The 12527-nt window shown below is 61.4% G+C and carries 18 protein-coding genes; 8 read left to right on the plus strand and 10 right to left on the minus strand.

Annotated features, from left to right (window positions below; translation table 11 throughout):
- On the plus strand, window positions 1–1105 hold a 1105-nt coding region (locus OB03_RS01885), incomplete at its 5' end, for an ABC transporter permease (protein WP_461343052.1).
- A 156-nt stretch (window positions 1106–1261) separates the two neighbouring features.
- Here the strand turns inward: OB03_RS01885 and rpsU are convergent.
- A complete protein-coding gene (rpsU, locus tag OB03_RS01890; protein WP_087139870.1) occupies window positions 1262–1495 on the minus strand; it encodes a 30S ribosomal protein S21 in 234 nt (77 codons plus the stop codon).
- A gap of 192 nt (window positions 1496–1687) precedes the next feature.
- Here rpsU and OB03_RS01895 point away from each other — a divergent pair, with 192 nt between their 5' ends.
- The gene (locus OB03_RS01895; RefSeq protein ID WP_461343053.1) at window positions 1688–2389 is read left to right on the plus strand and encodes a COQ9 family protein; all 702 of its coding nucleotides are present in this window, start codon (window positions 1688–1690) and stop codon (window positions 2387–2389) included.
- Window positions 2390–2423: 34 nt separating this feature from the next.
- Here the strand turns inward: OB03_RS01895 and OB03_RS01900 are convergent, their stop codons facing one another.
- Together OB03_RS01900 and purE are read right to left on the minus strand one after the other, a co-directional pair.
- The gene (locus OB03_RS01900; RefSeq protein WP_461343054.1) at window positions 2424–3509 is read right to left on the minus strand and encodes a 5-(carboxyamino)imidazole ribonucleotide synthase; all 1086 of its coding nucleotides are present in this window, start codon (window positions 3507–3509) and stop codon (window positions 2424–2426) included.
- 5 nt (window positions 3510–3514) lie between these two features.
- Window positions 3515–4006, minus strand: coding sequence for a 5-(carboxyamino)imidazole ribonucleotide mutase (purE, locus tag OB03_RS01905; RefSeq protein WP_461343055.1), 492 nt, complete (start codon window positions 4004–4006; stop codon window positions 3515–3517).
- A 127-nt stretch (window positions 4007–4133) separates the two neighbouring features.
- Between purE and OB03_RS01910 the strand changes: the two genes are divergently transcribed.
- Together OB03_RS01910 and OB03_RS01915 are read left to right on the plus strand one after the other, a co-directional pair.
- The gene (locus OB03_RS01910; RefSeq protein ID WP_461343056.1) at window positions 4134–4718 is read left to right on the plus strand and encodes a GGDEF domain-containing protein; all 585 of its coding nucleotides are present in this window, start codon (window positions 4134–4136) and stop codon (window positions 4716–4718) included.
- A 70-nt stretch (window positions 4719–4788) separates the two neighbouring features.
- On the plus strand, window positions 4789–5262 hold the full coding sequence (locus tag OB03_RS01915) for an Lrp/AsnC ligand binding domain-containing protein (protein WP_461343057.1): 474 nt from the start codon (window positions 4789–4791) through the stop codon (window positions 5260–5262).
- Window positions 5263–5268: 6 nt separating this feature from the next.
- On the opposite strand, the gene OB03_RS01920 is transcribed toward OB03_RS01915, so the two are convergent.
- The 3 genes from OB03_RS01920 to OB03_RS01930 are packed head-to-tail and all read right to left on the minus strand — an operon-like array spanning window position 5269 to window position 6575.
- On the minus strand, window positions 5269–5493 hold the full coding sequence (locus OB03_RS01920; protein ID WP_242913939.1) for a YdcH family protein: 225 nt from the start codon (window positions 5491–5493) through the stop codon (window positions 5269–5271).
- 39 nt (window positions 5494–5532) lie between these two features.
- Window positions 5533–5997: a TIGR02444 family protein gene (locus OB03_RS01925; protein WP_461343058.1), complete on the minus strand. Its 465-nt coding sequence runs from the start codon at window positions 5995–5997 to the stop codon at window positions 5533–5535.
- Window positions 5994–6575: a UbiX family flavin prenyltransferase gene (locus OB03_RS01930; protein ID WP_242914074.1), complete on the minus strand. Its 582-nt coding sequence runs from the start codon at window positions 6573–6575 to the stop codon at window positions 5994–5996. Before OB03_RS01930 ends, OB03_RS01925 begins: the two co-directional genes overlap by 4 nt.
- Before the next feature lie 172 nt (window positions 6576–6747).
- Here OB03_RS01930 and OB03_RS01935 point away from each other — a divergent pair, with 172 nt between their 5' ends.
- Window positions 6748–6921: a YdcH family protein gene (locus OB03_RS01935; RefSeq protein WP_242913941.1), complete on the plus strand. Its 174-nt coding sequence runs from the start codon at window positions 6748–6750 to the stop codon at window positions 6919–6921.
- Between the two features lie 70 nt (window positions 6922–6991).
- Here OB03_RS01935 and OB03_RS01940 read toward each other — a convergent pair whose 3' ends face one another.
- Complete coding sequence (locus OB03_RS01940) at window positions 6992–7660, minus strand: DUF1013 domain-containing protein (protein WP_242913942.1); 669 nt, start codon at window positions 7658–7660, stop codon at window positions 6992–6994.
- Window positions 7661–7870: 210 nt separating this feature from the next.
- Between OB03_RS01940 and OB03_RS01945 the strand changes: the two genes are divergently transcribed.
- Entirely contained in the window at window positions 7871–8500 is a 630-nt protein-coding gene (locus OB03_RS01945) for a beta/gamma crystallin-related protein (RefSeq protein WP_461343059.1), read from the plus strand.
- Window positions 8501–8580: 80 nt separating this feature from the next.
- Here OB03_RS01945 and OB03_RS01950 read toward each other — a convergent pair whose 3' ends face one another.
- Window positions 8581–9552: an NAD(P)H-quinone oxidoreductase gene (locus OB03_RS01950; protein ID WP_461343060.1), complete on the minus strand. Its 972-nt coding sequence runs from the start codon at window positions 9550–9552 to the stop codon at window positions 8581–8583.
- A 116-nt stretch (window positions 9553–9668) separates the two neighbouring features.
- Between OB03_RS01950 and OB03_RS01955 the strand changes: the two genes are divergently transcribed.
- The gene (locus tag OB03_RS01955) at window positions 9669–9869 is read left to right on the plus strand and encodes a DUF1192 domain-containing protein (RefSeq protein ID WP_242913945.1); all 201 of its coding nucleotides are present in this window, start codon (window positions 9669–9671) and stop codon (window positions 9867–9869) included.
- A 118-nt stretch (window positions 9870–9987) separates the two neighbouring features.
- Entirely contained in the window at window positions 9988–10491 is a 504-nt protein-coding gene (rcdA, locus tag OB03_RS01960; protein WP_248286936.1) for a protease adaptor protein RcdA, read from the plus strand.
- Between the two features lie 82 nt (window positions 10492–10573).
- Here rcdA and OB03_RS01965 read toward each other — a convergent pair whose 3' ends face one another.
- Both OB03_RS01965 and rpmE read right to left on the minus strand, forming a co-directional pair.
- Entirely contained in the window at window positions 10574–12127 is a 1554-nt protein-coding gene (locus tag OB03_RS01965) for a L,D-transpeptidase family protein (protein WP_242913946.1), read from the minus strand.
- A gap of 148 nt (window positions 12128–12275) precedes the next feature.
- A complete protein-coding gene (gene rpmE / locus OB03_RS01970; protein ID WP_242913947.1) occupies window positions 12276–12500 on the minus strand; it encodes a 50S ribosomal protein L31 in 225 nt (74 codons plus the stop codon).
- Window positions 12501–12527 lie beyond the last annotated feature (27 nt).

Here is a 12527-nt window from a genome sequence, read left to right on the forward strand (position 1 = left end):
ACTGAAGCGTGTCGCGCCACGGGCCGCGGCCTCGTTCAAGCAGCCCCGTCGTTCGGTCGTCGAAGTCGAGGCACCGAGTGATCTGGTCGCCGCCGCAGCGGGGACGGCCAAAGACGACATGGCGCGCCAATGGGTGGACGGGGATGCCACGGTCGGCGAGCACAAGCTGTCGGCTGTTGTCATCCTCTCCGAAAAGAACGGCGCACCTGCGGCTCGCATCTGGTCACGTCGCGCGGCCAACAACGACGTGGAGGGTATGATCAAATCGGCTCTGGCCGAGGTGAACCGCAAGCAAACCTTTGCAGCCAACGGCGTGGATGCCGATGTGGTCAAGGCGGTCGAGAGCTATCGGCCGGACGTGACCTTCCTGTCTCCCCGTGCGGCATCTGGCGGTGAGGTCAGCTTCCGCGACCGTCTGCCGATGATCATTGGTCTGGTCTGCGGCTTCATGATGTGGTCGCTGATCCTGACGGGAGCCACCATGCTGATGAACGGTGTGATGGAGGAGAAGTCGAACAAGATCCTCGAGGTCCTGCTGTCGTCGGTAACGGCGACCGAGCTTCTGGTAGGCAAGGTTCTCGGCGTGGCGGTCCTGACCCTCACGGTGATGGGTGGATGGGCCCTGATCAGCACTGTTGGCCTGTCTGTGACCCTTCCAGAGGTGGCGCGGGACATTGGCTCGGTGATGCTGGCCAACGGGCTGTGGCTCTACCTGCTGCTTTATCTTGTGGGTGGCTATCTGATGTATGCGGTTTTGTTCGCCGCCATCGGGGCCTTCTGCGAAACGCCGCGTGACGCACAGACCCTGATGGGGCCGGTGATGATGGCTCTGATCGTGCCGCTGTTGTTCATGCAGATGGCCATTCGTTCGCCGGATGCACTGCTGCTGAAGGTGCTGAGCTTCATCCCGCCTTTCACGCCCTTCATCATGTCGGCCCGCGCACCCAGCCAGCCGCCAATGATCGAGGTGATCGGCAGCCTGATCGTGATGTTCGCTTTTGCGGTCCTGATGATGTGGCTGTCGGGGCGTGCCTTCCGTGCGGGGGCTATGTCCGACGCCAAGCTGTCGTGGAAGTCCTTCCTGGGGGCCATGCGCAGACAGTAAGGCTCGCATTGGACATTGGTCCAAGACGGCAAAAAGGCGGGCTTCTGGCCCGCCTTTTTTATGCCTGTCGCCGAGACGGGGAGCAGGCAAAAGAAAACCCGCCCTGCGCAATCGCGGGGCGGGTTTTCTAGAAGCCATTGAAAGGGCGTCGCTGTATTAGCGGCCGCGACCCTTCGGTGCCGGCAGCAGGCCTTCGCGTTGTGCACGCTTGCGAGCCAGCTTACGAGCGCGACGGACAGCTTCTGCCTTTTGACGGGCGCGCTTTTCCGACGGCTTTTCAAAGTGCACGTGACGCTTCATTTCGCGGAAGCTGCCTTCACGTTGCATTTTCTTTTTCAGAGCCTTGAGGGCCTGATCGACATTGTTGTCGCGAACGAAAATCTGAACCAGGGTTCTCTCTCCTTTGGCCGCCCGCCGCGTCCTTTTGAAGGGAAGACGGGCAGACAAAACAAAATTCTGGTCCAAAGAGACGGGCCCCTTTGGATGAAGGCGGCGGAATACATGATCTTTGGGGGACTGTCCAGCCAACGCCGACAATCGTGATGGGTCGAAACCCAATCATTCTGCGGGTATTGTAGGTGAATGACCGATACTTCGCACACCACCGAGACATCGAACGGCCAAGAGCAGGCAGCCAAGGGCCCTGCGGACTGGGCAATTCGGACCGAACAAGCGGTTCTGGACGCGGCAATTGCCCGCGCGGGGCGTCTGGGTTGGAACAGCCAGCTTGTACGCGCGGCATGCGAAGCCGAGGGACTTTCCCTTGGAGATCAAGAGCTTCTGATTCCCCACGGGGCACGCGATCTGGCCGCTTTGTTGTCCCGTCGCCACGATGAGGCGGCCCTGAAGGCACTGGAGGCGACGCCTGCGCACACTCTGAAGATTCGCGAACGAATCGCGGCGGCGCTTTCGGCCCGTCTGGAGGCGGCGGCCAACGATGCCGAGGCGTCGAAAAAATGCGCCGGCTTCCTCGCGCTTCCATTTAACGCTGATCTTGGAATCAGCCTGACGTGGGAAACCGCCGACAAGCTGTGGCGCTGGGCGGGGGATACGGCCACTGACCAGAACCATTATTCCAAACGCACCATCCTGAGCGGCATTCTGGCTCCGGCCCTAACCATCCGCCTGTTCGAGGGCAAGGAGGCCGCAGACAAGTTCTGCGCCCGTCGCATCGAGAATGTGATGCAGTTCGAAAAGTGGAAGGCGGGCAAGGACTTCGACGCGCCGATGCGCAAGATCACCGACTTCCTTGGTCGTATGCGATACGGTCCCAAGGCCGGATAAGAAAAAGGGCCGCTCAAATGAGCGGCCCTTTTGATTAGAGGCGTTCCAGCACCTTGTTGATGTGGGCCATCTTGCGACCCTCGCGGGCTTCGCGCTTGCCGTAGAAATGCAGGTGGGTGTCCGGATCGGACGCCATGGCGTGCCAGTCGTTGATTTCGTGGCCCAGCAGATTGGTCATCTCGATCTTGGCATGGGCTTTGGTCGACCCCAGCGGCCAGCCTGCGATGGCACGAATCTGTTGCTCGAACTGGTCACAGCCACAGCCGTCCTGCGTCCAGTGGCCGGTGTTGTGAACGCGCGGAGCAATCTCGTTGACCAGAAGCGTGCCGCCGAGATCGAACAGCTCGACTCCGATCACGCCCACATAGTCTAGACCGTTCAGAATGGAGGTGGCGATTTCGACGGCGCGGGCTTGTGTGGCGTCATCCACTTCGACCGGAGCGATGGTGGTGCGCAGGATACCGTTCTCGTGGATGTTCTGGCCCAGCGGATAGACGGAAACGCTGCCGTCCGTACCGCGTGCAGCAATCACCGACAGTTCGCGCACGAACGATGCGCGGACTTCAAGGATAGACGGCTTGTTACCGACTGCAGCCAGCGCGGCCTCGGCTTCGGCGGCGTCCTTGATCCACACCTGACCCTTACCGTCATAGCCTTCGCGGCGGGTTTTCAGCAGGGCAGGGAGGCCGAGCTTTTCGATGGCGACGGTCAGGTCGTTCAGGTCATCGACCTTGGCGAAATCGACCGTGGTCGCGCCGACGCTGTTGAGGAAGGTCTTTTCGGTGACGCGATCCTGAGCGGTGGCCAGCGCACGGCCGTTGGGAGCCACGCGCACGCCCTCGGCTTCCAGCACGGCGACGACGGAGGCGGGGACGTTCTCGAACTCGGTCGTCACCACGTCGCTGAGGGCGGCCAGTTTTTTCAGGCCGTTCACGTCATCGTACGCAGCCTGAACATGGTGGGCAGCTACGCGCGAGGCGGGGCAATCGGCCTGCGGCTCCAGAACCGCGACGTCAAAGCCCAGCGTCGATGCGGCCTCGGCCAGCATGCGCCCCAACTGGCCGCCGCCAAGGATGCCAATAGTGGAACCGGGGGGCAGTGCGGCAATCGGGGCAGTCATACGCTTTAGTCCTCGACGGTTTCGAGTACGGATTCGGTCTGGGCGGCGCGGAAGTCGCTGAGGCGCTGGGCAATGCCCTCGTCCGACAGGGCGAGGATTTGCGCGGCCAAAATACCGGCATTGGTGGCACCAGCCTCGCCGATGGCGAGGGTGGCAACCGGAACGCCGCCCGGCATCTGGACGATGGAAAGCAGGCTATCCATGCCCTTAAGAGCCTTGGACTGCACCGGAACGCCCAGCACCGGCAGATCGGTCATGGAGGCCGCCATACCGGGCAGGTGGGCCGCACCGCCGGCACCGGCGATGATGACCTTATAGCCGTTGGACTTGGCCGAGGTAGCGAAGTCGTACAGGCGATGGGGAGTGCGGTGGGCGCTGACGACCATAGCCTCCCACGCAACGCCGAGCTGATCGAGCTTGTCGGCGGCCAGCTTCATTGTCGGCCAGTCCGAACGGCTGCCCATGATGATGGCGACAGGCGGGGTGGAGGCGGTCATGCTGAATAGCTCCCCATGCAGAAAGTGGCCGCTTATAGCAGGCGCGTTGCGTCCGCAACCAAGACCGTTAATGTGATGGGTCTAAAACCCAACACTCTTGAATAGCTTTGTTAGGCCGGAGCCCGAATTGGTCGAACTGTTAGCCAGTGATCGTGCGAGCCTGATCGCGCAGATCGAGCAGTTGCGTAACGAGGTCAGCAACCTGCGGGCAAGAGCTGAACGCGCCGAAGCGCTGGCCGATCACGATGTGCTGACACCGACCCTTAACCGCCGGGGTTTTCTGGATAATTTGACGCGCGTGATGGCCTATTGCCGCCGTCACAAGCTTGATGCGGCGCTACTTTATCTGGATTTGGACGACTTTAAAAAGATCAACGACTGTCATGGCCATCCGGCCGGAGACGCCGCCCTTATCGCTGTGGCCAACCTGTTGTTGGCGGGTGTGCGCGAATCGGATGCGGTGGGACGCATGGGCGGAGATGAATTCTGTGTCCTTCTGATTGATGCCAATCTGGAGGCTGCGCGTCACAAGGCTGATGAATTGGCCAAGCGTCTGGACGAGGGGGGCTTCATCTGGGGCGATCGTCGTTACAGCCTGTCCGGCTCTATTGGCCTGAAGCCATTGTCCGATCAGCCCGATCCCGAGACCTGGGTGGCCGAGGCCGATGCCGCCATGTGGTTGCGCAAGGGGGCGGACCTTGCGGCCCGCTAACGGCTAAGTCGCAGTTGTCAGCCGCAAGCTGTCCCTCTAAGTCGTGGTGACGACGTACAGGGGACCGAGGATGAGCGCATCGGAATACAAGCTTGATGAAGCCGATCGCCGCATCCTGCGCGTGTTGCAGCAGGACGGCCGGATTACCAATCAGGACCTTGCTGCCGCCTGCAATATGTCGGCGTCGTCGTGCTTCGAGCGGGTGCGTCGACTGCGCGAGAAGGGTGTGATCCTTGGCTATACGGCCTTGATCGACCCGAAATACGCAGAGCGTGAACTGCTGATCTTTATCGAAGTGCTGCTGGACCGCACCACGTCGGACATTTTCGATCAGTTCGCAGCCCGTATCCGTCGCTCTCACGAGGTGCTGGAGTGCCACATGGTGGCGGGCGGCTTCGACTATCTGGTCAAGGTGCGCATGAAGGATATGGCGGCATACCGCGCCTTCCTGGCCGACACCCTGGTGATCATGCCGGGCGTTCGCGAAACGCGTACCTATGCGGTGATGGAAGAGGTCAAGGACACCTCGGTCCTGCCGCTCTAGGCGTTATCAGGCGATAATGTCGGGCAGGATCTGGTCGCGGATTTTCACGATCTCTTCCTTGAGGACCAGCTTCTTGCGTTTTAGACGCGCGATCATCAGCTGATCGGGCGAAGGCATCTGGCCCAGTGCCTCGATGGATGCATCCAGATCGGCGTGCTCTTGCTGGAGCAGAGCCAGCTTTTTCAGCAGCTCTTTCTCTTGTTCGGTCTGGATCGGATCGTGGTCGTTCATGTCAGTCCCCGCGCGTGCAGGCTTATACCCGAGTGAGGGTCAGGCTGAAAGCCGATCCGCCAAAGTGGTCAGTGCAGGGCGGGGGACAGTTTTGTCCCACTGTTTGGCTACGCTAACCAATCCATCAATGATCGGGCGGGGGGCGGCTGTGACTGCGGGGGCTTCGCTCTCTAGCTGGGCCAGCAGGTGCCGCTCGGCGGCCAACTCGACTGCTTTGACCTGCTCGCGCGCGGCTTCGCGGGCGGCGCTGTCCAGATCGGGCATCGGCTTTTTCAGCGTCCGACGTATGGCGCGAAGGGGCGCAATGGTCGTGTCCTGCCATGCGCGGGCAACATCGCAGGCGGCTTCGACTTGGTCATCGTCTGGACGGCGGCCCGTCTCGGCGCACCACGCCGCCCACAGCAGAAGACAGACGTTCTGGTCGAAATAGTCCTGAAGCTGCAAGCAGGCTTCGGAAACACCTTCGCGGCCATAGGCTTTGACCGCCCACTCCCACAGTGTCATCCGGCATCGCCCCGTTCGCCGGTTCCCTTCAGGCCTTCCCACCGGCGCACAGGCGACCAGTCCAGACCGAACAGGTCTAGTGCACGGCCGACAGACTGATCGACAATCTCTTCGACGGACTGCGGGCGGGTGTAGTGGGCAGGCAGGGGCGGCGTGATGATCGCGCCCATTTCGGTCAGGCTGGTCATGGTACGCAGGTGACCCAGATGCAGCGGCGTCTCGCGCACCAGGAGCGCCAGCGTCCGGCGCTCTTTCAGTACGACATCTGCGGCGCGGGTCAGCAGGGTCGAGGTTACGCCGGTGGCGATCTCGCTCATGGTCCTTACCGAGCAGGGCGCGATCAACATGCCCAGAGTGCGGAACGAGCCCGAGGCGATCGTCGCCCCGACGTCGGCAATGCGGTGAACCACGCTGGCCTTGGAGGTGACGTCGTCCAGCGTCAGATCAGTTTCTTGTGAAAGGGTCAGGACCGCTGCGCGCGACATTACCAGATGGCTCTCGATGCCCAATTCCTTGAGCGCATCGAGCGCGCGCACGCCGTAAATCACGCCAGATGCACCGGAAATCCCGACGATCATCCTGCGCGGCGTCGACTGAACAACGGTAGAGTTCACAACATTGACCCTTTCGGTTCCTACGGTTCACGCCGTGGGGCAGAGATGAAGCGAAGCCGTTTCACTGGAATGTGATTCCCACTTCGCGAAATCCCTGCGCTCACTGTGTGGTCCCTTAGCTATGGAGGCGCAAGCCATGACCATTGAGGCGCGTATTCGCGAGTTGGGTAACCGGCACCGGAACCTGGACGACGCAATCCAGCAGGAGGTTCGACGGCCCGCCGCAGATGCCACCCGATTGCGAGAACTCAAACAGCAGAAGCTGAGGCTTAAGGAAGAGATCAGTTCCCTCGAAAGTCGACCGCACTGATCCGAAACTGAATATGAGAAAGGCCCCGAAGCCGAGACTTCGGGGCCTTTTTTCATGCACGCGAGCGCGATTAGTCGCGCGAGCCGAACACCGATTCAGCGGTCGGTTCACCGGCACCAAAGCGGTTCGGTTCGTCTTCTTCGAAGATGACGACCGGCTCTTCGGTTTCGGTGACAACCGGTTGGAGGATGCCGTTCTTGGCGTCTTCTTTGGCCTTCTTGTCAGCAGCCTTGCGGACGACTTCGTCCAGTTGCAGCTGGCCGACGAGGCCGAGGGTCACCGGATCGACCGGCTTGATGTTGGCCGAGTTCCAGTGGGTGCGGTTACGCACCGACTCGATGGTGGCCTTGGTGGTGCCCAGCAGCTTGCCGATTTGGGCGTCCGGCACTTCCGGGTGGTTGCGAACGAACCACATGATGGCGTCCGGACGGTCCTGACGGCGCGACACAGGTGTGTATTTCGGCGGAGCCTTGGCAGGCTTCAGCAGTTCGGCGTGGCGGCTGACCACAGCCTTCATGCGGTAAGCCGTGTCGTTCTGGGCTTTTTCCAGTTCTTCACGGGTGAGCTGGCCGTTGACGATCGGGTCAGCGCCGCGAATGTCGCGAGCCACGTCGCCATCGGCGATGCCACGAACTTCCAGCGGGTGCAGGCCGCAGAAGTCGGCAATCTGCTCGAACGTCAGCGAGGTGTTTTCCACCAGCCAGACCGCAGTGGCCTTGGGCATCAGGATCTCGGTCATGGGCTTATATCCCGGTGGTTCAGGCCCGTTTCCGGGCGTTGGATACGACGGCGCCCGACCTTTTCGGCCGGGCGCGATGAACTGACTATAGGCTTATTTCGTTCAAAAGAAAACGTAGTCTGCCTGTTGCGTACAGCGTCTGTTCACAAAGAACGGTGCAATACGGCATCGAGAGCGCAACTTTGCGCACTAGAACGAGAAGGAAACGTCATGAAAGCCATGCTGAGTGCCATTTCGGGTTTGGCCGTCCTGGTGGGCGGTCTGGCTCTGGCTCCGTCCACCGCCGATGCCCAAAGCCGCGGCTACCAGGGTCAACCGCGCGGTAGCTACACCCAGTCGTGCCAAAGCGCGCGCGTGTCGCAAAACGTTCTGACGGCGCAATGCCGTGACGAGCGCGGCCAACTGCGTAGCACCACGCTGAATATCTCGCGTTGCGGCAACTTCGACATCTCCAACTCGAACGGCATGCTGGTTTGCGGCAATACCCGCGGCACCATCGACCGTCGTGACGACCGCTATGATCGCGACGACCGCTATGGCCGTGATGACCGTCGCGACGACCGCTATAACAACGGTCGCGGTGGTATCACCGTCTATCGCGACGCCAACTATCGCGGTCAGTCACAGTCGTTCAACGGCGCGGTAAGCAACCTGCGCAGTGCGGGCATGAACGACGCCATCAGCTCCATCCGCCTCCCGCGCGGTAGCGGCTCTTGGGTTGTTTGTTCGGATGCCGACTTCCGCGGTCGTTGCGAAACGATCTCCTCGGATGTCTCGGACCTGAACCGTCTGCGTATGAACGACTCGATCTCGTCGATCCGTCCGGCCGGTCGCCGCTAAAAACCGACCGCCCGTTAAAAGGAAGGGGGATAGGCTCACGCCTGTCCCCTTTTCTTGTTCAGGGCTGACGCCTGTTGTGGTCAGGGAATGAGCACGACCTTGCCGACGTGGTCACCCGTTTCCAGTTCAGCATGGGCTTGTGCAGCCTGATCCAGTCCAAAGCGTAAGTGGATGCGCGGTACGATCTGGCCGCTCTCGACCCATGGCCAGACGGTTTGTTCAACCGCTTTCGCCAGACGGGCCTTCTCGGCGGCTGGACGGCTGCGCAGCGTGGAACCGGTGATGACAAGGCGCTTCATCATCACACGTTGCAGGTCGATCTGGGCCTTTGTGCCTGTCAGGCTGGCGATGATGACCCAGCGCCCGAAGGTGTTCAGCGACTTCAGGTTCAGTTCGGCATAGTCCGCACCCACCATATCGAGCACTACATCGGCACCGCCCGCAGCCTTGATCTCTTCGGCCAAGTCCTGGCTCGAGGCATCCAGACTTATATCGGCCCCCAGAGCCTTGGCGGCGTCGGCCTTTGCCTTGGTGCGGCTTGTCGCGATAACGCGGGCACCCGCAGCCTTGGCCATCTGGATCGCCATGACCCCGATGCCGCTGGTGGCACCATGGATCAGAAGGGTCTCGCCCGCCTTGAGAGCGCCACCCTCGAATACATTGGTGAAGACGGTAAAGGCAGTCTCCGGCAGGACCGCAGCCTCTTCAAAATCAAGGCCTGCGGGGATGGGCAGGGCGCTGCCCTGATCCACCACCGAGTATTCCGCATAGCCGCCGCCGCCGAGCAGGGCGCAGACCCTGTCGCCCACAGTCCATCGGCTGACGCCTTCGCCGACAGCAACCACTTCGCCGGCGACCTCCAGGCCCAGCACGTCCGAGGCTCCCGGCGGGGCCGGATAGCGCCCCTCACGCTGCACGATGTCGGGCCGGTTTACGCCTGCGGCTTTTACGCGGATCAGGATTTCGCCTGCGGCCGGATGCGGCTGCGCGCGCTCCGCGAGGGTCAGGGCTGAAGCTGGACCCTTGCCCCCTGCAATTTCGATGACCCGCATGGCGGCCTCCTTGGCTTGCAAAATAGTACGTTCAGGGGTCTTGTACGCAGTCAGGTGAATATCGACCAGCCGATGGCCGACATTCCATCGTTCTATTCCGGTCGTTGGAGGCGCGTATGTCCTTTGAAGATCTTGAGCCTCGTCAATCCATTGGCGACAGTCTGCATGCCCTGATCCGTGAGGATCTGGATGGATTTTCGGTCGCGGATTTGCAGACACGGATCGAAGCTCTGGAAGGCGAAATCGCGCGCGTTAAAGCGGCCATCGAGGCCAAATCTTCCCAGCGTAATGCCGCTGATGCCCTGTTCAAATTCTGACGAGTGATCGCAGCGGCATTGGTGCCGTCAACGATTTGGAATAACAGTGCTGTTACCAAGCGTTGCAGTAGGCTAAAGACCTTGTCCGGTTTCGCCATAGGGGTGGGCAAACGTGAACCTGATCAATGATCAGCATATACAAACGGTTGACCGTTCGGCCGAGGCTCTGAAGTTCACAGGCTCGGAGCTTTTCCAGCGCTTGTTCCGCGAGGGGATCGAGCTGGTCGAGGAGACGGCGGCCTATCTGGACGGCGATGGCCGGATTGAATCGCGCCTGCTGACCCGCTCTGCCAGCCTCGTCTACGCCAGCGAGAGCATGAAGCTGACCACGCGCCTGATGCAGATCGCTTCTTGGCTGCTGGTCCAACGGGCGATCAATGAGGGCAATCTGGACGCCGATGTCGCGTTCCAGCCTCGCTATCGCTTGGCAGAGCGTTCGCAGAACTCCGAGCCGCTGCCGGCGGACCTGCCGATTGCGCTGGTTGAAGCCATCCTGAAGGCTGAGCGCCTGCATGACCGCGTCTATTATCTGGACCAGAAGATGTATGTGAACGTCGAGGAGGAGGCTCCGGTGAACGGGGTGCTCAGCCAGTTCGAAATGCTGAAGGCGGCCTTCGCCTGATCTGAGAACTCTAAGACATAGAGGCTTGAAAAAGGGCGACGGAATGATCCGCCGCCCTTTTCCCGGTTTGAACGCGGGGCGATTAAACCCAGTCGTCGTCCTTGTCCTTGGGCGCTTCGGACACGACCGACGGAAGGTTCACGTCGATGCCCATGGCCTGAGCCAGCTTGGTGTCGCGACGATAGGAGTCTTCGCGGAAGGCTACGCGGCCCTGACCGTCAACGAAGGCGGTCCAATAGAGCAGGCGCACACCGATGGGGCGGCCCGTCTGCACGCGGGTGGTGGAACGGTCAGCCTGTGCTGCGTCGAAGGACGCCAGCTTGGTCGGATCTGGCGACAACAGCAGGCGGGCGAACTCGACAGCATTGTGGACGCGGACGCAGCCGTGGCTGCGCTGGCGCATCGACAGGTTGAATGCGCCCTTGTTCGGCGTGTCGTGCAGGAAGATGGCGTAGGAATCGCGCAGTTCGAACTTCACATACCCCAGCGACGAACGCGGGCCTGCGCGCTGCACGACCCACCCCTGATCGTTCACATACATGTCGTTGGCGGCCAGATATCCCGGCCCCTTGGGCAGGATTTCGCGGCGGGCGATGCCCATGGGTACCGTCCACGGCGGGTTGGCCACGACCGAAGCGAACGGGCGCTCCAGACTGGGCGTCTGGTTCTCCACCGAGCCGACAACCACGCGGTTCGAGTGCACCGGCTGGTTGTCTTTCCAGTAAACCATGATGGCCGCTGCGGTGTTCACTTCGATCCGCTCGGATTGAAGTTCGCGCTTGAGCCAGCGACGGCGCTCTAGGTTCAGGGCGATCTGGCGGGCGCGGTCCTCGGCGGAAGCCGACAAGGAGCGTTGGGTCGCGGGACCCACACGGCCATCCACACCCAGACCATGACGGGCCTGGAAGCTGCGCATCGCCTGCTGGACGGCGCTGGTGTAAACGGCCGAGGACCCGTGAGAAGCAGCGGTTGCCGCACTCATATCGCCTTCGGCAGCCAGACGTTTGACCAACCCCGGTACGCGCGGATCGCTGGCACCCGGCTCGATCTGGGCACCCACGCGGAACGCCGGCCATCCGCCATCGCGGGCAATACGGCGATAGCGGATATAGCCAGCGGCGAGGTTGGTGTAACCGATGTCCTGCGGGGGCAGGCCGTCGAACCACTCCGACAGCTTGTTGTTATTGAGCGCCTGAGTGAAACCGGCCGGAATATCGACCGAGTTCTTTTCCATCTCCCACAGTTCCTCGACCGACTCTGGCCGCACGCGACCATGAGCCAGAACCTTGGCGTAGGAGAGGGCACCAGCCGTCGCCTTCACGTCGGCGGACTGACGGTCGGCGGCATAGGCCACGAAATCGAAATAGTCGCTGGCCGGAATAGCATGGCGCTCTGCACGACCTGCGATTTCCTGCAGGGCGCGCATACGCTGCTCGTTCCAGATGGGACGACCGCCGTTTTGTTCGTACACGGCACGGACATCGGCTTGGATATTTTGAGGCAGGCGGGCGATTTGCGCCTGTATGGCTTCTGGCAGCGCTGCCGCTGTCGGCGCGCTTTGTGCGAAAGCTTGACTACCCGCACCCAAGGCCAAGGATGCCGAAGCAACACCAAAGCCCAGTTCCCGACGATTCATATCCGTTCCGTTTCAGACGACTCAACTGCCCCGTAGCCCAATACTAGGGTCAGAAAATGAACGCCCGGTGTTTAGTGATGTTCCCGCCAAACAAAAAGGGCGCCGTTCGATAAGAACGACGCCCGATTTTGTCCGACGGAAGGACAGCTTACTTCTTGAGGAAGCCGCCGAACTTGCCGTTGAAGCGCGAAACGCGGCCGCCGCGGTCCAGCATCTGGCCGTTGCCGCCGGTCCATGCCGGGTGCGACGTCGGGTCGATGTCGAGGTTCAGGGTTTCACCTTCTTTGCCGTAGGTCGAACGGGTCTGATAGGTGGTACCATCGGTCATCACGACTTTGATGAAGTGGTAGTCCGGGTGCGTGTCGGCTTTCATCGTGTTTAATCCGTCTCTGCGCGACGA

The organism is Brevundimonas sp. GN22 (assembly GCF_054824005.1).

What these genes read in the sequence shown, in the direction of transcription:
- OB03_RS01930 (WP_242914074.1), bottom strand. Translation starts at nt 6,575, where the DNA reads ATGATCGTCGGGATTTCCGGTGCATCTGGCGTGATTTACGGCGTGCGC.
- OB03_RS01955 (WP_242913945.1), top strand. Translation starts at nt 9,669, where the DNA reads ATGTCCTTTGAAGATCTTGAGCCTCGTCAATCCATTGGCGACAGTCTG.
- OB03_RS01925 (WP_461343058.1), bottom strand. Translation starts at nt 5,997, where the DNA reads ATGACACTGTGGGAGTGGGCGGTCAAAGCCTATGGCCGCGAAGGTGTT.
- OB03_RS01935 (WP_242913941.1), top strand. Translation starts at nt 6,748, where the DNA reads ATGACCATTGAGGCGCGTATTCGCGAGTTGGGTAACCGGCACCGGAAC.
- OB03_RS01920 (WP_242913939.1), bottom strand. Translation starts at nt 5,493, where the DNA reads ATGAACGACCACGATCCGATCCAGACCGAACAAGAGAAAGAGCTGCTG.
- OB03_RS01950 (WP_461343060.1), bottom strand. Translation starts at nt 9,552, where the DNA reads ATGCGGGTCATCGAAATTGCAGGGGGCAAGGGTCCAGCTTCAGCCCTG.
- OB03_RS01965 (WP_242913946.1), bottom strand. Translation starts at nt 12,127, where the DNA reads ATGAATCGTCGGGAACTGGGCTTTGGTGTTGCTTCGGCATCCTTGGCC.
- OB03_RS01940 (WP_242913942.1), bottom strand. Translation starts at nt 7,660, where the DNA reads ATGACCGAGATCCTGATGCCCAAGGCCACTGCGGTCTGGCTGGTGGAA.
- purE (WP_461343055.1), bottom strand. Translation starts at nt 4,006, where the DNA reads ATGACCGCCTCCACCCCGCCTGTCGCCATCATCATGGGCAGCCGTTCG.
- OB03_RS01915 (WP_461343057.1), top strand. Translation starts at nt 4,789, where the DNA reads ATGAGCGCATCGGAATACAAGCTTGATGAAGCCGATCGCCGCATCCTG.
- OB03_RS01895 (WP_461343053.1), top strand. Translation starts at nt 1,688, where the DNA reads ATGACCGATACTTCGCACACCACCGAGACATCGAACGGCCAAGAGCAG.
- rpmE (WP_242913947.1), bottom strand. Translation starts at nt 12,500, where the DNA reads ATGAAAGCCGACACGCACCCGGACTACCACTTCATCAAAGTCGTGATG.
- OB03_RS01945 (WP_461343059.1), top strand. Translation starts at nt 7,871, where the DNA reads ATGAAAGCCATGCTGAGTGCCATTTCGGGTTTGGCCGTCCTGGTGGGC.
- OB03_RS01900 (WP_461343054.1), bottom strand. Translation starts at nt 3,509, where the DNA reads ATGACTGCCCCGATTGCCGCACTGCCCCCCGGTTCCACTATTGGCATC.